The sequence below is a fragment of the Actinoplanes sp. NPDC051346 genome, from assembly GCF_040682215.1.
GTDB lineage: Bacteria > Actinomycetota > Actinomycetes > Mycobacteriales > Micromonosporaceae > Actinoplanes.
Genome location: NZ_JBFBAJ010000023.1, coordinates 33,987 through 54,057, shown reverse-complemented (window position 1 = coordinate 54,057; position 20,071 = coordinate 33,987). Strand labels below are relative to the sequence as shown.

Below are 20,071 nucleotides of genomic sequence, written 5' to 3'. Positions count from 1 at the left end.
ATCTTGGAGAGTGTGTCAGGCCCGCGCCAACGGTGGGGGGCGACGGGCATGGCTGCGGGCCCGCCCGGAGCTGCGCGACCGGCTCGTCATCGCCACGAAGGGCCGATTTGCCATCACTGGCCAGCCGGGCGCCGGGCTGAGCAGGGAGTATCTCCACCGGGCGCTCGATGCGAGCCTTCGCCGGCTCGGCGTCGAACGGGTGGACCTCTACCAGGCGCACGGCCCGGATCGGCGCGTCCCGCTGGGCGAGGGTCATGGTGTGGGGACCACTCGGCGCGGGCTGGCTCACCGGCAAATACCGCCGGGGGCAGGAGGTGCCGTCAGGCAGCCGCCTGGGTGACGACTCGAACCGGGGGCTCGAGGCGCTCTCGCGACGCGGCACGGACCGCACGTGGCGCATCGTGGACACGCTCGTGACCGTCGCCGATGAGCACGGCCTCACCCCGGTGCAGGCGGCGCTGGCCTGGGTGGTCGACCGGCCCGGCATCACCGCGGCACTCATCGGCGCGCGCACGGCCGACCAGCTGCGGGACAGCCTGACAGCCGCGGACCTGCATCTCGACCCGGCCGCCGCGAAGCTGCTGGACGAGGTGAGCGCACCGCCGACGCCGGACTACCCCTATGCGTTCATCGACGAGCTGTCCACAAGGACCGATTAGACGAGCCAGACCGGGTTGCTGAGGGCCACCATGGTGGTCAGGGTGGTCGAAGTGGGTCGCGGCCGTTGCACCTCGGCACGGACAAACCGGGCGCCGGAGCCGCGCGTACGCCAGGTGACCGTCGCGGCTCCGGAGGCGGGCACGAAGCCGGTCGCGACCTGGCCGGTCGCGGCGTGCAGGGAGACGACGGTGCTGGGCATCCCGCTCACCCTGGCTCGGACTTCGACGGTGTCGTCGCCGACCTCCAGCGACTGTCCGGGCCCGGCGACCCGGCCCCCGGCGGCGGCGGTCAGGTCGAGCGTGGCCGAGGCCGACTCGGCGAGGTACGAGCGTCCCGCCCGCAACGCCGCCAGGATCGCCGACCGGGACAACTCGGGCGCGTACACCACCGTCTGCGGATGCCCGAGGGCGGCTGGGCTGTGCGCGTCGCTGTTGCCGAAAGCGGCCAACCGGCGGCCGCCGCGCAGGAACCTGTCCCAGATCCGCACGGAATTGACGTCGTCGATTGTCCACGGCCCGTTCCATACCTCGAGGCCGTCGATGTGCTCGTGCCCGAACTCCCAGGTCGAGCCGGGTCCCGGCGAGCTGGGATGCGCCGGCACGACGAGGCCGCCGGCGGCGCGGACGGATTCGGCGTAGCCGGCGAACAGCCCATCGTCCGGGCCGTAGCGCCAATCCACCCAGCGGTCGGCGGGCAGACCGAGCGCCACCCAGTGGCCGTGCCGGGTGGTGACCTCTTCCCCGGCGATGATGAGCAGGTCGTCGCCGGCGTAACGGCCCCAGGTCTGGTTCGCCGACCTGGTGTTGTGCTCGGTGGAGACGAAGAAGTCGAGGCCACGGGCGCGAGCTTCCGCCGCTGTCTGCTCCTGGGTGCCCTGCCCGTCGGAGTGGACGGTGTGCACGTGCATGTCGCCGCGATACCAGGCCGCACCTCGACCGACCGCGCGGGTGGGCGCGGGCGACGGCACGAACGCCGTCCCCGGCGGCCCGAATTCCAGCGTGACGTCGACCTGCCAGTCCATGCCGAGCGGGTTGGCGACGATCGGGCCGAGGACGACCGCCCACCTGCCAGCTTCGATGGGGCCGGGCAGATAGCCCGGCGTGGCGTCGGAGGCGGAGAGCGTGAAGGAGTCGCGGGCGCCGCCGGACCACCCGCGGAACCCGTCCTCGGCGCCGGCGTCCCACCCGGCCGGACCGAAGATCCCGATGTCCAGCACGTTCTGGATCAAACCGGGAACGAGGACGTACGGATCGTACGAGCGGCGCACCGAGATGCGATTCACCCCGGCCGGCACGTCGAACGGCACGTACTCCCACTGGTCGAATCCCGGCGGCGAGTGCCCCGTGTAGGTGGTGGTCACGGGCGGATCGGCGGGAGGGCCCGCGGCCGCACCCCGGGAAGTCGTCATGGCGAGCAAGCCGCCCACGGCGATGGCGCCGCCGAGACGCAGAATCTCGCGCCGGGCGGCCACCGTACGCGGCACATCGCGGTCCAGTGACATGACGGAGATCCCCTCGGCCCGGGACACTATATCGATGATGGCGGATGTTATCTCATCGCCGGCCCTGCCGAGGGCTTTATTTTCCCGATACACCCCGCTGGTCAGGATGGTCGCGTTGTCCGTGGAAGACCTGCGAGGGGAGTGGGATGCGATACCAGCTCGACCTGGCGCTCGACCGTCCCGGCGCGGTGGCGCTGCTGCTGTGCTGCGCCATCGCGGCGGGGATGCTGTTCTGGCCAATGTCGCGGATGTTCCGCTGGCAGCCGGCCTGGACCCTGCTGGCGCTGCTGGCACTGGCACCCATCCTGGTCTTCACCGCACCCCTGGAAGCGCCGGGCTGGCAGGACGGCGCGGTATATCGGCTCGGTGGCTACGTGCGCTCGCTCCTGCACGCGGCGACTTTCCACGCCGAGCTGCAGGCGCCCGCCTCGAGCGACGAGAGCCTTGCGAACCTGCTGCTGTTCATCCCCCTGGGCGTCGCGGGCGCCCTCGCCACCCGTCACGCGGTGTGGACCGCGGCGGCGGGAGCCGCCCTGTCGTTCGGCATCGAGGGTTGGCAGGCGGTCAGCGGCGTACGGGTCGCCTCGGCAACGGACTGGCTCTACAACAGCGGCGGAACGGTCATCGGCGCGACCGTCGGGCTGATCATTTTGTTGGCCCTCCGACTGGCTCAACCGGACGCCCCTGCTCCGGTGTCGCCCGCAGTGCCGGCGACGTCGCCCCCGGTGGAGACCTGGTCGCGCACGCTGGTGTTGACCTCGGTGCCGGTGTGGTCCTCTACTCCCCCACCCGCCCGCCACGGCGACACCTCGCAGGAGCCGACGCTCGACTTCTCCCGTGCCCACGAAGAGATGACCACCGCGCGACTGACACGGTGGTAAACGAGGTCACGACGTTTTCCGGCGGATCAGCTCGGTGGCCCGCCGCCGTGCGGTCGCGTCGTAGTCCATGAGCTCCTCGACGGTCAGCGCACCGGCCGGCGGTGTGTACGCCGCGACCGCGTCGTCGACCACCTCATGGATGAGCGTGAAGCGGATCCGATCCGCCAGGAAGGCGTCGACGGCGACCTCGTTGGCGGCGTTGTAGACCGCCGGCGCCGCGCCGCCGAGTTCGCCGACCGCGCGGGCCAGAGCCACCATGGGCGTCTGGCTCTCGTCCAAGGGCTCCAGTTCCCAGGTGTGCGCCGTGCTCCAGTCGACGCCGGGCACCACGTCGTCGGTCCGCTCCGGCCAGCGCAGCCCGAGAGCGATCGGCAGCCGCAGGTCCGGCGGGTTGATCTGCGCGATCGTGGCGCCGTCGCGAAACTCGACCATCGAGTGGATGTACGCCTGCGGGTGGACCACCACCGTGATGCGCTCGTAGGGGATGTCGAACAGCAGGTGCGCCTCGATGACCTCGAGCCCCTTGTTCGCCATCGTGGCCGAGTTGATCGTGATGACGGGCCCCATCGACCAGGTGGGATGGGCCAGCGCCTCGGCCCTGGTCACCCCGTGCAGCTCGGCCAGGCGCCGCCCGCGGAACGGTCCGCCGGTCGCCGTCACCAGCAGCCGCCGCACCTCGTTCGCGCGGCCGGCGCGCAACGCCTGCGCCAGGGCGGAGTGCTCCGAGTCGACCGGAACGATCTGCCCGGGCGCTGCCTCTTTGCGGACCAGCTCACCGCCGATGACGAGCGATTCCTTGTTGGCAAGCGCCAGCGTGCGCCCGGCACGGAGCGCCCCGAGCGTGGCGGGCAGGCCGGCGGCGCCGGTGATGCCGTTCAGCACGACCTCGCACGGCAGGGCGGCGAGCGTCGCGCTGCCTGGCGTACCCTCGAGATATTCGGGATGGGCGAACCCGTCGCCCGCGGCGACGAGCCGGTCGACCGCGGCCCGCACCGCGCTCGCCGCGCCCGGCTCGCTGACCGCCACGGCCCGCGGCTGGAATTCCACGATCTGCCGGGCCAGCGTCTCGACCGAGGCGCCACCCGCGGAGAGTGCGACGACCTCGAATTCGTCCGGGTGTTCGCGGATGACCGCCAACGCCTGGCGCCCGACCGAGCCGGTCGCACCGAGGATCACGACACGCCGACCAGTCATGTTCCGGTCCTTTCCCAGGGGCAGCGTCACTCCCGGGTGACCGGGAGGTGTTCCGCGAGGAAACGTTCCACCGCAGCGTAGTAAGTGTCGCGATTGGCCGGTCGGGTGAGGCTGTGCCCCTCGTCGGGGAAGAGCAGGTACTCGTGCGGCAGACCCTTGTCACGCAACGCGGCCACGACGCGTTCCGCCTCGTCACGGGGTACTCGTACGTCCTTGGCACCCTGGACCACCAGGATGGGGATGCGTACGTCGTCGATGCGGGACAGCGGCGACCGCGACCACAACATGTCCCGTTCCGTCTCGGGGTCGCCGACCTGCGCGTGCATGAAGGACGCCAACGGCGTTCGGTACGGCGCCCCCGCGGCGAGCATCGTCAGCAGGTTGGCCGGTCCGCACAGGTCGATCGCGCAGACGAACCGGTCGGGCGTGAACGTGGCACCGACCAGCGCGGCGTATCCCCCGTAGGAACAACCCATGATCGCCACGCGGGCGGGGTCGATGCCACCGCCGGCCGCGAGGTGGTCGAGTGCGTCGAGCAGATCGGTGTGCATGGCGGCGCCCCACTGCTTGGCGCCCAGGTTGCGGAAGTGCTTGCCGTATCCGGTCGAGCCGCGGAAGTTGACCTGCACGCAGGCGTACCCGCGGCTCGCCAGGAGCTGGGCTTCCTCGTCGAAGGCGAAGGTGTTGCGCGCCCACGGGCCGCCGTGCACATTGAGGACAGCAGACAGCCCGCGCCGTGGCACACCCGCGGGCCAGGTGACGTAACCGTGCACCGCGACGCCGTCACGGGCGGTGAAGGCGAACGGTTCCATTCGGGCGAGCTGGTATTTCTCCAACTCCGGCTGGTGATTGAAGAGGTAGCGAAGCTGGCCGGAGGATTGCTCGTAGCAGTAGTACCGCACCGGGCCGGCGCCGGTGACCACCGAGACCGTCCACCGCTGATCGGTGCGATCGGTCCGGTCGACGAACACCTCGGCGTCGATGCCGGCGAGGGCCAACTCCTGGTGGATGCGCGCGAGATGCTTGGCGTAGCCGTCGTCGAGGAACACCCGCTCGTCGCGGTCCTTGCCGAAGACGACGGCCTGAGGTTCCCGGGTCACCGGATCGAATTCGACCCGCTTGACGTCGTAGGTGGGGTCCTCGGCGAGCAGGCGTCGCGTACCGGTCGCGGCGTCCACCTCGAACAGCCGGCTGGCGTTCGCGCCGACGGACGACAGCAGATAGCACCGGGTGCCGTCGCGGGAATACCCGACGACGCGGGTTCCCATCACGTCCTCGTAGGGCACCTCGAGCCACGGCTGCGGTCCGTCCGCGCCGCCGGCGTCCAGGTGGATCGTCATGCCGCCGTCGGGGCGCAGCACCGCGCCGCCGCGAACGGCGAGGTCGTGGTCGAAGACCCAGCTGAGATATCCGGGGTTGTCGGCGACCTTGGTCAGTTCGCCGGTCGGCACGTCCAGCCGGTACACGTCGTGGACCTGCGGTCGATCGCGGTTGAGCCCCAGCAGGATGGTGGTGGGGTGCCAGCGGTTGTGCGCGAGGATGCGCGCCTGCACGCCGTCGAAGGGCGTGACGCACCGCTCCTCCCCCGACTCCACGTCGACCAGATAGAGCCGCCAGTTCTCGTCGCCGTCGGCGTCGCGGAGGCAGAACAAGGTGCGGTCGTCGTGACACAGCCCGTACGTTCGGATGCCGCGTCCCCGATCGCGCGTGACGGCTCTGGCCTGCTCCGGTCGATCCAGCGGCGCCGTACACACGTTGAGGACGCCCCGGTCCGGGGCCAGGTAATACAGCCGGGTGCCGTCGGGCGAGATCTGCGGCAGCAGGTACGCCGGGTTGCCGAAGAGGGCAGACCTTGGGACGGCGGACTCGGTGGTCATGTCGAACTCCCCACTACGGCGCGCCGCCAGGCGGCTAGGCGCGGATACTGCGCGATCGCGGCGTCCTCATCGAGCGGACGCCACTCGCCGGCATCGGGTGCGGGCACCGCGGGCGGGGACGCGGCCGGACCGATCAGGGTCTGTGCGCGGAACATCGCGGCCGTCCAGGCCGGGCTGGCCAGCACCGTACGAGCCAGCCGGTCGCGGACGAACTGCTCGAACGCGACGGGTACGGGCGAAGCACCGGCACGCGGCCGATCCTGCTCGACGGCCAGTTGCCAGGACCGGTCTGCCTCGGCGGCCATCGCGTGCTGCGCGGCGGACAGCTCCGCCGGCCCGACGCCGGAGCGGGTCAGCTCACGGTCGAGCCGCACAGCGCTCAGCGCGGCCACCGACATGCCGTGCGAGTAGAACGGGTTCAACGCGACCAGCGCGTCGCCGACGACCAGGAATCCGTCGGGACGCGCCCGGCGCTCGACGTACCGGCGGCGGTTGGTGGTCGCGCGGTAGGGACGAACGCCGCCGAGGGGTTGGGCCGCGGCCATCAGCTCGGCCACGATCGGCGACCCCAACGCGGACGCGCAGGCGACGAAGCCGCGCTCGTCGACCGGCGGCCGGTCACCGCGGGTGCCGGTCAGAGTGACGATGAACCGGCCGCCCTCGATGGGGAACAGCGTGGCGCCGTGCCCCGAGCGGCCCGGCCCCGGCCGCGGATGCACCATGATCGCGGGCAGCTCGGCGGCGAGGTCGGCGGGAGCCCGGTAGAACCGGGTGGCGTACGCCAGGCCGGGATCGACCGTCTCCTCGTCGACCGGCGGGCAGCCGAGGTCGGCCAGCCACCGCGGCGCCCGGGAACGCCGGCCCGTGGTGTCCACGACCAGATCGGCGGCGATCGTCGCGACTCGGCCGTCCCCGTGCTCCACCACTACCCCGGTGACCCGGGTGGCGTCGCCGGCGAGTCCTCGAACCCTGCTGTTCTCCCGTACGGTGACGGCCGTGCCGGCCAGCGCGCGCTGCCGCACCACGTGGTCCATCAGCCAGCGCGAACATGAGATCAGGTACGCGTCGGTCTCGTGCCGCGGATACCACCCGTGCGCGCTGAGGATCAGGGCGTCGCCGGAGAGTCCTCGCCGGAGTGCGCCCGCGTCGACCAGCGCCGCGAGCGTTCCGGGCAGCAGGGTTTCCAGCGCCACCGCCCCTCCGGCCACCAACACGTGACTGTGGTGGGCCTGGGGAACGCCGCCGCGCGCACCCGGGCCCTCGGGATAGCGGCCGCCCTCGATCACGGTCACGTCCGGCACGTGTCGCGCCAGTACGTTCGCCGCGAGCATGCCCGCGAACCCGCCGCCGAGGACAACCGCCGAGGTCATCGGATGACCGTCCCGCTCACGCCGCGACGCCCTCGGCGACCGGCGCCTCGCTGTCGTCCTCGGTGAACAGACCGCCCTCGATCATGGTGTCGACGAACCGGTCGACCTCGGCGCGGATCCGTCCGGTCAGCGCCGGGTTGCCGCCGCCGTAGAGCAGCGAGAGCTTGGTGCGCACCGGCTCGCGGGCGCCGTCGCCGTCGACCAGGACCCAGATCTTGGCCGCGGTCTCGTTCAACGTCCGGAACTCGCCGGACTCGGTGTGGTAGATCGAGATGCCGTCTGCGGTTTCCTGCCAGACGACGGACTCACTGATGCGCACCGACAACGTCCTGCCTCCTCGACACGGGCATGATGGGGATGAGCTCGCCGGCCTTGATCGCCGGTTTCGGCTCGGGCTTCCAGGTCTTCCACTGGTCGAACACGCGGTGCACCTCATCGCCGGCAACCATCCGCGGAACCGTGATCTCCTGGTCCTTCGCAGCGATCTGGAGCCGGGTCAGGCCGGCCTCACGCCACAGCTGGGTGACCACGCCGTGGCGCAGGATGCGGCACATGTTGCGGCTGTTCCGGGTCAGGTCGCCCGACTCCGACATGTGCGCCGCACGGCAGCCGCCGCCACAGTTGGCCTTGATGTAGCACTGTTCGCAGTCGGCGTGGAACTCGCCGCCGTACACGGTGCTGCGGCGCATGGTGCCGAGCACGGGGCCGTCGAAGATCTCGGCCAGCGGCTGCCGGCGGATGTTCCCGGCGTACGCGGAGCGACCGGTGATCAGTTTGCAGGGGTAGACGTCGCCGAGCGAGTTGATGTAGATCTCGTTGCCGCCCATGCCGCAGTTGCCCTTGACCGAGCACGGGCTAGCCGGGCGGGGGCCGTCGGGCTTCAGCGTGCCGGCGATCGGCGACGTCCACACGATCTGCTGGACGCGCAGGTGGTCCTGCCAGCCGAAGTCGTACTCGTCGTCGACGCCGCGACCGAGGTCGTTGTGGTTCATCAGGCGCACGCTGTGCACCTTGATGCCGTCGATGAAGCCCGCGAAGTTCTCGAGCTCGTCGATGTTGTCCGAGGTGACGATGTGGTTGATCGCCGGAGCCACCCCGGCGTCGTTGAGCAGCTGCAAGGCCTTGTACGTCTTGTCGAAGGCGCCCGCGCCCCGGGTGCGGTCGTGCGTCTCGGCGGTGCCGCCGTCCATGCTGACCGTGACGGCGTTGAACAGCTCCGCGAACCGCCGGGCCTGCTCGGGCTTGCGGATCATGGTGGCGTTCGTGATGACGTTCGACTTGAGGCCGCGGCTGTTGGCGTGCTCGACGAGCTGGAAGAGATCCTTGCGCAGCATCGGTTCGCCGCCGGTGAACACGATGAAATTGGCGCCGAGGTCGGCGATCTGGTCGATCAGCGCCATCGACTCGGCGGTGTTCAGCTCCCCCGGCAGGCATTTCTCGGATGAGGCGTAGCAATATGGGCAGCGCAGGTTGCAGCCGTCGGTGACCGCGTAGTACGCGTAATTCAATGGCGGCTCACTGACCTGAACCGTCGGCTTGTTGCCGTTGTAGTAGACCACCCAGTTCAGAATCAGCTTGGCGAGCACGCGCTCGCTCTGTGCCGTTTCCTCGAATGGCACCGCGACGCCGTCCACCGAGGCACCGGCCAACGCCTGCAGCACGCGGAATTCTTGACGCTTCAGCAGGCAGCGGGCGCCCACCTCCGGATTGACGACCAGATAATCGTCGTCGTGCACGAAGTAGGTCAGATCCTTCGGCAGCTCGAACAAAGAGCGGTTGCGTAACAGTGTCCCGCGCATCGGTGCCCCCTTCACGTGTCGTGCGTTCACAGGCGCGGCCCTACCGGCCTGTCAGATCTGTCGATGTTCACCACTGGCTGGCGGGCCGCGCCTGCGCGAACCGTCTTTAGTTCTCCATGGTCTGGGCCTGGCCGGAACCCGACCAGAGGCCACAGGCGCACAGCATCGCGGCGTCGAAGCCGTGCTGGGTCGCCTCCGGCGTGGTCCAGTCCGCGGAGTGGGCCACCACGTCCGGCAGAACCGCCGAGAGGCGGTTCTTCGCCGAGATCAGAACCTCGGTCTCCTGCTGGGTCAGGCTGCCGTAGAACTCCTCGAGTTCGGGCTTCATGGTGCCGCCGAGAATGCCGGCGTCACGCAGCGCTGCCACTGAGTCGAAGGCCATTACTTCCTCCTTGTGTTTTGATTGGGAAGTGGTACGCATTAACAGTGCCTTATTCAACGGCGAGCACAAACCCCACAAACGTGGGTTTATTTGCGCCGGACGTCGTACGGAAAGAATGGTCGGACCGCGGCACCCAATTGTTCGGCGCTCGCGAATCCACGCCGCGCCATCGCGATAGTCGGAGAGGTGCCCGGTTGGCGCCAATGCCGGGAAAACATCATGGCGCAGAACGCCTCGGGCGGCACGACGATGTGACGGGTCTCCTCGGCCACCTCGGCGGCGCGGACCACGATGTCGCACCACCGCGACCAACTTTCGGTGCCCTGCAACCGATGCAACACGGCGGGCCGCCAGTCCACCGAATGCCACACCGGCCAGACCCGGACCATGATGGTCAACAGACGTTGCTCCGGATCGAGCCGGGCCTGTTCGGCGTCGGTGAGCCACGCGGCGAGCGCGTCCGGCAGCCGGCCGGAGCCGTCGACGCCGAGCTTGGCGCGGGCGTACGCCGCCACGTCCAGCCCCTGTGCCGCGGCGAGGTCCCGCAGCAGTCCGGTCAGCACCTGCTCGTGCAGCTCCGGATAGGTGTCGTCGAACAGCCGGGCCACATCGAGCACGTCGAAGTCGGACATCCACCGACCGGGGGCGTACTCGCGGCGGGACCGGCGTGCAGCCACCTGGTCACGGCTGATTCCGGTGAAGACCACGGGCACGGGTGCGGGCACCGGCAATTCACCGGCGGCGACCTCGGCCAGGGCCGCCCGGGCGTCGGCCTGTTTGGCATTCCCGGCGCCGCCGTCGATCAGCCGCCGCAGGACGATGGCCGCCGCACGGTCCTCATCGGACGCGTCGCGGGTGATGTCGTCCCAGGTGCGATGGGCGAACGGCAGGGCCTTCGCCGCGGCCACCAGCCGGCGCACCGGACCAGCGGTCACGGAACCCGCCTCGGCCGCCAGCCGACCGGCATGCCGCAGGTTGACCAGTGCCACCGTCTGCGCCGGGTATCCCATGGCGGCCGGCCCGTGCAGCACGCCCACTTCGTCGTCGCCGTCGATCTCGCCGGAGGCGTACATGGTGTAGACCGCGCCGACGCCGCGCATGCCGTACGTCGCCAACTCGGCGGCCCGCAGCGCGCCCATGCTGCCCGCGCCGACGACCCGTACGCCGTTGTGCAGCAGCCAGAGAATCTCCTTGTGGCCGACCGACCGGCGTTCGCGGAAGTAGCCGTCGACAACCACCGCGACGTCGCCCGCCCGCCAATCCTCGGCGAGCAGATCGCCGCGGCCCGCGGGCGGCCGAACCAGCGCGTCGGGCACCACCTCGCGCACGTCGGCGGCCGAGATCGTCGGGCCGGCGTAGACCACCGTTCTGGCGTTCACAGCACCTCCAAGCTGACCCGGCTGCCGGGCGCCACCACCTTGACGACCGGTACGCCGATCTCGGCGCGAGTCAGGTCGGCCACCACCGGCGAGTGCCCGAACGCCGCCGTGGCCCGCTCGACCACGTAGTCGAGGTCGTCGAGGAGGCTGTCGTGGTCGACCCGCACGCCCAACAGGTCGTTGATGTCGGCCGGCTCGCCCGCCGGTTCCGGTCGGCGTCGGGCCCCGGAGTCGTCGATGCCTTCGCGCAGGTCGTCCCGGGCGCCGGCGATGTACGCCAGCCGGGTCTGCGTCGCCTCGGTGATCGCCCGCGACAGGGCGGTCTCGGCGCTCAGGTGACAGCCGAAGCCGTACATCGCCGCCGGATAGTCATCGCACGCGACCCAGGCCAGGAAGCACGGCAGCCCGGTCGGCGACGGCAGCAGGCGGGTCTCGAGGACCACCCCGGCCCGCTCGATCATCGCGCAGAGGTCGTCGATGACGGCCGAGCGCAACGTCCGCGGGTCTACCCGCACGCCCCGGTCGCTGCCGGTGGCCGCGGTGACGGCGTCGCGCTCGATGACCTCGTAGAGCGCGTGCAGGGTGGCCTCGACCACGGTGTTGCCGCTGGCCAGGCCGTTGGTTGAGGCCAGGAAGGCGGGTGCGCACCAGTCGGTCGGCTGCTCCAGTGAGAGCCGCACGGCGTCGCGGGGCACCAGCGTGGCGACGCCGTCGGCCAGCGACCGGGCCGGCAGCCAGGTGAGTGGCAGCTCGTCGTGCAGCAGCTGCGGCGCGGTGAGCGGCAACGCGGCGAGATCGTAGGCCAGGTCGAGCTCGCGCGGCGTACCCGTGACCACCGGTGGCAGGGGCTGCTCCACATGCCAGGTCTCGATCGACTCCATCATGGCCGACACCATCGCGAGCTCGGGCGTGACGCCCTTGCCCTGCGAGACGGCCAGAGTCCGCGACAGCGGCCGGATGGCCTGGTAGGTCGGGATGCCGATGACGTCCAGCCGGGTGATGTCGGCGACCCGGGTGATGCCGACCTGGTCCGCGGCGCGACGGGCCATCTCCAGGGTGGCGGCGGGCGTCCGCGCACGCGCGGTGCCGGGCAGCCGAAGCTTGGCGCGGTCGGCCGAAAGATCGGGATCGATGGTGTGCATGGGACTCCTTCCGCCGCTCAGAGGCTCTGCGCGCGGCGGAGCAGGCCACGCGCGGCGATGGCGTTGGCGACCAGGGCTACGCCGGTCAGCACCGCGAGGCTCGGCCAGGCGGTGCCGAAGCCGAAGACCGCGGCGTCGCGCATGCCTGTCACGGCGTACGTCACCGGGTTGACCACCGAGATCCACTGCAGCACCGTGGGCAGCTGCTGTGTCGTCGACAGCGACGGCGCGCTGAACACCAGGACCGGCACGGACACGCTGGTGAGCACCATGAACGTCTGGTAGTCGCGGATCAGGACGGCGGCCGCGAGGTAGACCCCGTTGAAGGCGATCGATGCCAGCACCAGCGCGGTCAGCAGGCTGACCCAGTGTGCCGGCGTCAGCGGGTAGCGGAAGAGGAGCACCGCCGCGACCAGCGCCAGGAGGCTCTGCGCCAGCACCAGCGAGACGCCCGCGAGCAGCTTGCCGGCCAGGAAGCGGGACCGGCGCAGCGGCCACGACCACAGCTGGGTCGCGACGCCGCTCATCTCCTCCTGGAACAGGGCCATGCCGGTGGTGCCCGAGGCGCTGACCACGGACATCGCCAGCACCATGGGCAGGAGGAACACCTCGAACGGCAGGCGCGTACCCCGGTAGGTGATCTCGCCGACCACGTTGCCGAGAGACGTGTTCACCAGGAGCAGGTACACCAGCATCGGGGTCAGGCCGAGGATGAGGTTGACCCGGTTGCGGGCCAGCAGGGCGTACTCGCGGTAGAAGACCGCCGCGAGGTCGGCCGACCGGCGGGTCGGCGTGGGCGGCGTACGGTCGAAGGACAGCGCGGTCACGGTCAGGCCCTACTTCCGGTCGTAGTGGTCATGCGCAGAAAGACCTGCTCGAGCGAGTCGGTGACGGTCGATATGCCGGAGATCTCGACATCCGCGTCCTGGCAGGCGCGGCTCAGCGGCGGCAGGACGTCACGCACGACCGCCCCGTCGATCCGGACGTCCGCATCGGTCGCGGAGGCGGTGAGGCCGGCGGACTCCGCCCACTCCACGACCACCTTCGCCGCGACGGCGTCGTCGACCGTCACCACCAGGTGCGCGCTGCCGAACTCACGGACCAGCTCGCGCGGATGCGCGAAGCGCATCACCTTCCCCTTGTTGATGACCAGGATGCGCTGGCAGTTGCGTTCCAACTCGTCGATGTGGTGGCTGGTCCACAGCACGGTCACCCCGTGGTCGTCGCGCAACCAGCGCACGAACCGCTCGACGTCGCGCCGCCCGGCCACGTCCAGGCCGGCCGACGGCTCGTCGAGGATCAGCAGGCGCGGGATGGTCAACAGGGCGCGGACCAGTTGCAGCCGCTGCCGCTGACCGCCGGAGAGCTGGAAGACCAGGCGGGGCAGCGCGGCGGTCAACCCAAGGTATTCGGCCACCTCGAGCGCCCACGGCCGGGCCGCGCGCCACGACACGCCCCGGAAGCGCGCGGCGATCTGCAGGTTGTCCTGCACCGACAGCATCTCGTCGAAGGATCCCGACTGGTGCATGGCGCCGATGCCGTTCTTCGCGGCCACCGGTTCGTGGACCGGGTCGGCGCCGAAGACGCGAATCTGGCCGCTGGTCGGCGCGGTCACCCCGCACATCATCTTGATCAGCGAGGTCTTGCCGGCGCCGTTGGGCCCCAACAGGCCGATCGTCTCGCCCTGATCGAAGGCGAACGACATGGCGTCCACCGCCGGGACCTCACTGCGTCGATACCGCTTGGTCAGATCCACCGCGGTCACGATGGTGTCCGGCATGGCTACTCCCTCCGTGTGCGTCGGCGACGGCTCGCTGCGGCCGCGGTAGGGACCGTACGGTCGCGGAGGGGACCCTGGCGGCGGCCGGCCGGCAAGCTGCCGCGAAGCTGCCGCCTAGCTGCCATTTGCGTGCCCCCGCCGCGCATAGCCTTCGCCTATGCCCAGATCGGACCGCATTGCTCCGCACCATGCCGTGGTGCTGATGGACGGCGCCGGAGGTCGGGAACTGGAGGTCGTCCGTGACCTCCTGACGGCGTTACGGGTGCCGACGGTGCTGCTGACGAACGCCGATCTTGACGGCTTTCCCGTGACGTTCGACCTCAGCGAGCGCGTCCTGACCGTCGGCGACCGTCGGGTGCGTCCCGCCGTGGTCTGGACGCGTCACACCGGTGCGGCCACGCTCGCGGCACGGGCGGCGGGCGGCGGGAGCGGCGTCGAGGCCGCCTCCTGGGCCGGGTTCGCCCACCAGCTGACGGCGTCGGCCGATCACCGGTTGCCCGGCCGGGCGCCGGTCGGCACCGTGCAGGTGCTCGACGCGCGCCGCCTCGGCGTGCGGACCCCGCGCACGGTGGTGACGACCGACGTGGCCGCCGCCGCCCGTCAGCTCGGAAGCCGCCGCGTCATCGTCAAGACGCCCGACTTCCGGGCCACCGAACCCAATCCTCAGCGGTGGACGGCGCACCTGCCCATGGTCGTCGATCGCCGAGACGTTCCCGACGCGGACATCTCGGGTCCGCGGGTCGTTCAGGAATACATCCCGCACGTCCGCGAGCTGCGCGTCTATCACCTCAACGGCGGGATCTGCGCCTTCGAGGTCCACAAGACCGATCCCGCCGTGGTCTGGACGGATCCCGCCGCCGTCCGCGTGTCCAGAGTCGACTGCCCGCTGGCCGTGGTCGCCGCCGTACGCCGGCTGTGTGTGGCCTGGGGCCTGCGGTACGGGGCGTTCGACCTGCTCCTGACGCGTACCGGCGAACCGGTCTTCCTCGAGGCCAACACCGATGGCGACTGGCTGTGGTACGAGCGTCGCGCCGGATGGCACGGAGTCTCCTTCATGGCCGCGGTGATGGTGCGTGAGTTGTTCGCGCACGACACGTCGAAAGGAGTGCGTCGCAGTGAACTCGTTGTCGGATAACCGGATCTCCACCCGGGAGATGCGCCTGCTGGCCATGATCGCCCGGGGCTACACGACCGACCGGGCGGCGCGCGAGCTGCGGCTGAGTCGGCACACCGTCGGCGAGGAGATCAGCGACCTGCTCAGCAGGTTCGACTGCCGCAACCGTGCCGAACTGGTCGCCTACTGCTACGTCCACCGCCTGCTGCCGATCGGCATCTGGCCGCCGCCGTACGCCGACGCGGCGTGACGACTGCGCTAGCGCAGTTCCCCACCCTGACAAGAAGACAGGTGATGTTCATGCACGATCCCCTCGAGGCCCTGCGCAGCGCGGGCTGCCCGGTCGACCTGCTCAGCTCCGAGCAGCGAGCCGTCCTCGCCTCGCTGACTCCTGAGGAGACGACCGTCCTGGTCAACGTCCAGGAGAAGCTGACGGCGGCCGAGGGTGAGGTCGTGGGCCACGACCTCAAGATGCTCTAGCCGGCGCCGGACGCGTCGGCGGCGTGGTGACGTCGCCGGCGCGCACCAGGAAGGACGAACCATGTCGAGGACCACGTCAGGAGACCGCAGGTGAGCCGTCGGCTGGTGGTCGTCCTCTTCCTCGACCTCGTCGGCTGGACCCGGCTCGCCGAGCAGGTCGACCCCGAACCCCTGCAACTGATGCTGGAGCAGTACTACGAGATCTGCTCGGTCGCGGTCGAGGAGCACGGCGGATCGGTGGAGAAGTTCATCGGCGACGCGGTCATGGCGGTGTTCGGGGCCGTGCGGTCGGAGGAGGACGACGCGCTGCGGGCGCTGCGGACGGCGATCCGGATCCGCGCCGACGTCGCCACCCTGCCCGGCCCGCGGGGCGCCGCACCGAGCATCCACTGTGGGGTGGCGGCGGGCGAGGCGCTGGTCACGAACTCCTCGCGGGCGGGACTGCGGGTCGTCGGCGATGTCGTCAACCTCGCGGCACGCTTGCAGTCGGCGGCCGCCGCGGACGAGATCGTGGTCAACGAGACCGTGGCGCATCTGGCCCGGCGGCACTTCGCGCTGGCCGTGCTGGCTCCCCTGGTGCTCAAGGGCAAGGCGGAGCCCGTGCCGGCGTTCCTGGTGCTCGGGCCCGCGCCGGACACCGACCCGGACGACGAGTCGCCGATGGTGGACCGGGCCGATGAACGCGCCCGGCTGCGCGCCGCGTACGCCCGCGTGGTGGCCGGCGGGCGCGCCGAGGCGATCGCCATCGTCGGCCCCGGCGGCATCGGCAAGAGCCGCCTCGTCCGCGAGGTGGTCAAGGACCTCACCGACGATCCGGACGGCCGCCCGGCACCTACCGTCGTGGTCGGAGAGTGCCCGTCCTACGGCCCTATGGACACCTACCTGCCGCTCGTACGGGTGCTCGACGCACTGATACGCGAGTCGCCGCACACCGAGGCCCGGCTGGCCCGGGTGCTCGAGGATCTGCGGACGTCCGCGCCGGGCGTGGAGGAGATCGCGTGGGCCGCCCGGGAGGTGCTCGCCGCCGCCACGGCTCCGCTGATCGTGGTCTGGGACGGTCTGGAATCGGCGGGCCTGTCGCTGCTGCGACTCATCGGCGAACTCGTCGGCACCCTGCGACACCTGCCGCTGCTCATGATCTGCGTGGGCCGGCCCGAGTGGGCCGAGGTCGAGCCCGCCTGTTCGCCGGCGATGTGCGACGACGTGATCGACCTCGGCGCGCTCACGCCGGCCGACAGCGCCACCCTGACGGCGCTGCTCTCCGCCGGCAGCGTCGACGTGCTGGCACACGCCGTCGGCTCGCTCGAACGCGTCGTGTCACACAGCGCCGGCAACCCGCTCTTCATCCGCCTCATGGTGGAGTCCTCGCCGCCGGACCTGGCGGTCACCGGAGTTCCGGCGACGATCACCGCCATGGTGGGCGCCATGCTGGACCGCCTTCCCGCGGCGGCCCGGCAGCTGCTCGGCGCCGCCTCGGTCATCGGATTGACCTTCACGGTCGACGAACTCGTTCTGCTCGGCCAGCCGGTGCCGGACCGCGCCCTCGAACCACTGGTGGCACGCCAGCTCATCCGGCCGGCGGCGCGGACCGGCGAGTACACGTTCGTGCAGCAACCGGTGCACGAGACCGCCTACACCCGGCTGGACAAGGAATGCCGCCTGGGCTGGCACCGGGCGCTCGCGGACGCCTCGGTGAGCCCGGCCTTCCACCTGAACGCCGCGGTGCGCCTGCTCGGCGATCTGCGCCCGCACGACGACGAGTTGGCACGGCTGCGCCGACTGGCCGCCTCCGCGTCCCTGCTGGAGGGCACCACCGCCCTGCGGCAGCGCGACATCCCGGCGGCCGTCGGCCTGCTCGGGCAGGCGTTGTCCAGCGATTCCGACGGTACGGGCGCCGCCACGGCGCTGCGGCTCAGCGACGCCCTGTTGCTGGACGGCGCCACCGCGCGGGCCCTGAAGGTGGTGGCCGAGGTGGGGCGTCGCAGCGCTGATCCGCGTACCCGAAGAGCCTGCCTGATGCAGGAGCGTCTGCTTGCCGTTCGCCTCGGCGACGCCGAGGACGAGTCGGTGCCGGAGGAACTCGCCGGCGATCCGGATGACCATCTGGCCTGGTGCCGCTTCGAGCAGTTGCGCGTCCTGGTGAACCTGCGACACGGCCGGTTCGGGGCGGCCGAGCGCGCGGCCCGCACCGCCCTGGCCCACGCCCGGCTGGGTCACGACAGTTACGAGGAGGACCGCCTGCTCGTGGCGCTCTGTGAGGTGCGGCAATGGGCCCCGACGCCGCTGCGCGAGCAGCTCGCCGGTTGCGCGGACCTCGCCGGCCGATTCGCCGGTGACCGCGTGCTTCTCGTGCCGGTGCTGGCCGCGCAGGCGCGCTGCCTCGCCCTGCTCGGCGATGCCCGGGCGGCCCGGAGCACGCTGACCGCGGCGGGTACGGCGGTCGAGCAGCTGCGCCTGACCATCGGTGGTGTCCTCGTCGATCAGGCCTGGGGTCTGGCGCACGCGCTGGAGGGTGAGCACGGGGACGCCGAGCGCTGCTACCGCCGGGCGGCCGACGGCGCCCACCGGGCGGGGCACGCACCCACCGCGCTCACTCTGCGGGTGCAGGCGGCGCGCGAACGCCTTCGCCACGATCCGACCCCTGCCGCGGTCGCCGACCTGGCCGAGTTGGCCGCCCGGAGCGCCGGCATGGACATCCGTGGGCGGCTGCTGAGTTTGTCGGCCACGGTCGCGGCAGCCGCGGCCCGCGGGACTTATGACCCCCGTACAGAGGAGGTGATGACCCTGTTGGAGGGCACGGACGATCCCTGCCTGCGCGCGGAAGTCCACTTCGACCTGGCGCGGAGCTACCGGTCGCTCGGTGACGACGCACGCGCGCGGGCCTCCGCTCGCACGGCGATCGACTGTTACACGCTGGTCGGCGCGGTCCGGCCAGAAGGGGCGGTACGGGCATGGATGTAACTGTTCCGCCGTGGCGAGGTGAACGACCCCGGCAGCGGTCGGGGATGCCCGCCTGGGGCATGGCCGTCGACGGCTCCGAGCCGATGCCGGCCGACCTGTTCGCCGGCATCGGCCCGACGTGGGCCTGGGGCGGCGCCGACGGTTCGGGGGTGCGGGTCTGCGTGCTCGACAGCGGCATCGACGCGGACCATCCGCTGGTCGGCCCGGTGGACCAGGCCTGGCAGGTGGTGTCGGAGGACGGCCGGCCGCCCCGGGTGCGGGAGTGTGCGCCCAGCGACGCGGCCGGGCACGGCACCGCGTGTGCCGGGATCATCCGCGAGGTGGCGCCGAAGGTCTCGCTCAGCTCGGTCCGCGTCCTCGGCGACGGCAAGTCCGGCACGGCGGCGGCGCTGTTGGCCGGGCTGGCACACGCCGTCGACGAGGGCTTCGACGTGATCAACATGAGCCTGTCCACGGCACGGCCCGAGTTCCGGTCGAGGCTGGCGGAGCTGTGCGACCGCGCCTATTTCCGTCGGTGTCTGCTGGTGGTAGCGGCACACAATCTGCCGATCGAGAGCTTCCCGTGGAGCTTCGCCTCGGTCGTCTCGGTGGCCAGCCACGCCGAGCCGGATCCGATGCGGTTCTACTACAACGCGACCCCGCCGGTGGAGTTCTGCGCCCGTGGCGTCCGGGTGCCGGTGGCCAGTCCGGGCGGCGGCACGATGCGCAACACCGGGAACAGCTTCGCGGCCCCCCATATCGCCGGCATCGCGGCCCTGGTGCTGAGCAAGCACCCATGGCTCACGCCGTTCCAACTCAAGAGCGTTCTCTACCACTGCGCGGCGAATGTCTCGCCGCAGAGCGACCAGGGAGGCATCCTTGTCACACGAACTCCTGAGCGGGACCACTGAGCAGCACCTTCTCCAGTCCGTGGTGGCGGTGGCGAGACATGTGTATGCGGCCGCCGCCTCGTCGATCTTCATGGTGAGTCCGGACACCGGCGATCTGGTCTTCGCGGCGGTGGCCGGCGCCGGCGAGCAGAGCCTGGTGGGCCGGCGGTTCCCGGCGGGCACGGGCATCGCCGGTTGGGTCACGATGAGCTGCCAGACCCTCATCGTCGACAACGTGGCCGAGACGGACCACTTCGCCCGCGACGCGGCCACCTCGACCGGTTATCTGCCGTCGAGCATCATGGCGGCGCCGCTGATCGCGGGCAACACGTGCATCGGTGTGCTGGAAGTCCTCGACCGACATGCCACCGAGCCGGATCGCGAACTGGACGACCTCGAACTGTTGGACCTGCTGGCCACCCAGGCCGCGGTGAGCCTGTCGCTGGTGCGCCACCGCGAGCGGCGCGTCGAGACCCACGAGTGGGGTGGCCTGCTGGCCCGGCTCTCCGACCTGGCCGTCGCACAGACACCCGACCCCCTCGCGGTCGAGTTGCTCAGCGTCTGCCTTCACCTGCTGCAACGGACCACGGCAGAGCACTCTCTGGCACGCTGAGTCGCCATGGCTTGACAGCGAAGTACGACGTCCAACAAAATTCAGACGTCCATCCCGTACGCGACGCCT

General features: G+C 70.9%; 20 protein-coding genes. 9 read left to right on the top strand and 11 right to left on the bottom strand.

Annotation, left to right across the window (positions count from 1 at the left end; translation table 11 throughout):
• Positions 1–10: 10 nt before the first annotated feature.
• The gene (locus AB0M36_RS35830) at positions 11–340 is read left to right on the top strand and encodes an aldo/keto reductase (RefSeq protein ID WP_364166881.1); all 330 of its coding nucleotides are present in this window, start codon (positions 11–13) and stop codon (positions 338–340) included.
• Entirely contained in the window at positions 255–659 is a 405-nt protein-coding gene (locus AB0M36_RS35825) for an aldo/keto reductase (RefSeq protein WP_364166879.1), read from the top strand. Before AB0M36_RS35830 ends, AB0M36_RS35825 begins: the two co-directional genes overlap by 86 nt.
• On the opposite strand, the gene AB0M36_RS35820 is transcribed toward AB0M36_RS35825, so the two are convergent.
• Positions 656–2,161: a CehA/McbA family metallohydrolase gene (locus AB0M36_RS35820; RefSeq protein WP_364166877.1), complete on the bottom strand. Its 1,506-nt coding sequence runs from the start codon at positions 2,159–2,161 to the stop codon at positions 656–658. The genes AB0M36_RS35825 and AB0M36_RS35820 overlap by 4 nt on opposite strands.
• Positions 2,162–2,307: 146 nt before the next feature.
• On the opposite strand from AB0M36_RS35820, the gene AB0M36_RS35815 reads away from it, so the two are divergent.
• Positions 2,308–3,042, top strand: a complete 735-nt coding sequence (locus AB0M36_RS35815; protein ID WP_364166875.1) for a VanZ family protein — start codon at positions 2,308–2,310, stop codon at positions 3,040–3,042.
• Positions 3,043–3,048: 6 nt separating this feature from the next.
• On the opposite strand, the gene dxr is transcribed toward AB0M36_RS35815, so the two are convergent.
• From dxr to AB0M36_RS35765, 10 genes are all read right to left on the bottom strand, one after another.
• On the bottom strand, positions 3,049–4,236 hold the full coding sequence (gene dxr, locus AB0M36_RS35810) for a 1-deoxy-D-xylulose-5-phosphate reductoisomerase (protein WP_364166873.1): 1,188 nt from the start codon (positions 4,234–4,236) through the stop codon (positions 3,049–3,051).
• Positions 4,237–4,262: 26 nt separating this feature from the next.
• Complete coding sequence (locus tag AB0M36_RS35805; protein ID WP_364166871.1) at positions 4,263–6,113, bottom strand: S9 family peptidase; 1,851 nt, start codon at positions 6,111–6,113, stop codon at positions 4,263–4,265.
• Positions 6,110–7,483: an FAD-dependent monooxygenase gene (locus AB0M36_RS35800; RefSeq protein WP_364166869.1), complete on the bottom strand. Its 1,374-nt coding sequence runs from the start codon at positions 7,481–7,483 to the stop codon at positions 6,110–6,112. Before AB0M36_RS35800 ends, AB0M36_RS35805 begins: the two co-directional genes overlap by 4 nt.
• 16 nt (positions 7,484–7,499) lie before the next feature.
• Complete coding sequence (locus AB0M36_RS35795; protein WP_364166867.1) at positions 7,500–7,802, bottom strand: PqqD family protein; 303 nt, start codon at positions 7,800–7,802, stop codon at positions 7,500–7,502.
• On the bottom strand, positions 7,789–9,282 hold the full coding sequence (stsB, locus tag AB0M36_RS35790; protein WP_364166865.1) for a StsB family radical SAM/SPASM domain sactipeptide maturase: 1,494 nt from the start codon (positions 9,280–9,282) through the stop codon (positions 7,789–7,791). Before stsB ends, AB0M36_RS35795 begins: the two co-directional genes overlap by 14 nt.
• A 106-nt stretch (positions 9,283–9,388) precedes the next feature.
• Positions 9,389–9,664, bottom strand: coding sequence for a StsA-related sactipeptide RiPP (locus AB0M36_RS35785; RefSeq protein ID WP_364166863.1), 276 nt, complete (start codon positions 9,662–9,664; stop codon positions 9,389–9,391).
• An 86-nt stretch (positions 9,665–9,750) separates the two neighbouring features.
• On the bottom strand, positions 9,751–11,043 hold the full coding sequence (locus AB0M36_RS35780; protein WP_364166861.1) for a TfuA domain-containing protein: 1,293 nt from the start codon (positions 11,041–11,043) through the stop codon (positions 9,751–9,753).
• On the bottom strand, positions 11,040–12,185 hold the full coding sequence (locus AB0M36_RS35775; protein ID WP_364166859.1) for a YcaO-like family protein: 1,146 nt from the start codon (positions 12,183–12,185) through the stop codon (positions 11,040–11,042). The genes AB0M36_RS35780 and AB0M36_RS35775 overlap by 4 nt, the downstream gene beginning before the upstream one ends.
• Positions 12,186–12,202: 17 nt before the next feature.
• The gene (locus AB0M36_RS35770; protein ID WP_364166857.1) at positions 12,203–13,012 is read right to left on the bottom strand and encodes an ABC transporter permease; all 810 of its coding nucleotides are present in this window, start codon (positions 13,010–13,012) and stop codon (positions 12,203–12,205) included.
• Between the two features lie 2 nt (positions 13,013–13,014).
• The gene (locus AB0M36_RS35765) at positions 13,015–13,965 is read right to left on the bottom strand and encodes an ABC transporter ATP-binding protein (protein WP_364166855.1); all 951 of its coding nucleotides are present in this window, start codon (positions 13,963–13,965) and stop codon (positions 13,015–13,017) included.
• 157 nt (positions 13,966–14,122) lie between these two features.
• Here AB0M36_RS35765 and AB0M36_RS35760 point away from each other — a divergent pair, with 157 nt between their 5' ends.
• From AB0M36_RS35760 to AB0M36_RS35735, 6 genes are all read left to right on the top strand, one after another.
• Positions 14,123–15,100 carry a hypothetical protein gene (locus AB0M36_RS35760; RefSeq protein WP_364166853.1) on the top strand — a complete coding sequence of 326 codons (978 nt, stop codon included), beginning with the start codon at positions 14,123–14,125 and terminating at the stop codon, positions 15,098–15,100.
• Positions 15,081–15,329 carry a helix-turn-helix transcriptional regulator gene (locus AB0M36_RS35755; RefSeq protein WP_364166851.1) on the top strand — a complete coding sequence of 83 codons (249 nt, stop codon included), beginning with the start codon at positions 15,081–15,083 and terminating at the stop codon, positions 15,327–15,329. The genes AB0M36_RS35760 and AB0M36_RS35755 overlap by 20 nt, the downstream gene beginning before the upstream one ends.
• Positions 15,330–15,379: 50 nt before the next feature.
• Positions 15,380–15,559, top strand: coding sequence for an aroma-sacti cluster domain-containing protein (locus tag AB0M36_RS35750; RefSeq protein ID WP_364166849.1), 180 nt, complete (start codon positions 15,380–15,382; stop codon positions 15,557–15,559).
• A gap of 90 nt (positions 15,560–15,649) precedes the next feature.
• A complete protein-coding gene (locus tag AB0M36_RS35745) occupies positions 15,650–18,520 on the top strand; it encodes an adenylate/guanylate cyclase domain-containing protein (protein WP_364166847.1) in 2,871 nt (956 codons plus the stop codon).
• A complete protein-coding gene (locus tag AB0M36_RS35740) occupies positions 18,511–19,410 on the top strand; it encodes a S8 family serine peptidase (RefSeq protein ID WP_364166845.1) in 900 nt (299 codons plus the stop codon). The genes AB0M36_RS35745 and AB0M36_RS35740 overlap by 10 nt, the downstream gene beginning before the upstream one ends.
• Entirely contained in the window at positions 19,379–20,002 is a 624-nt protein-coding gene (locus AB0M36_RS35735; RefSeq protein ID WP_364166843.1) for a GAF domain-containing protein, read from the top strand. Before AB0M36_RS35740 ends, AB0M36_RS35735 begins: the two co-directional genes overlap by 32 nt.
• Positions 20,003–20,071 lie beyond the last annotated feature (69 nt).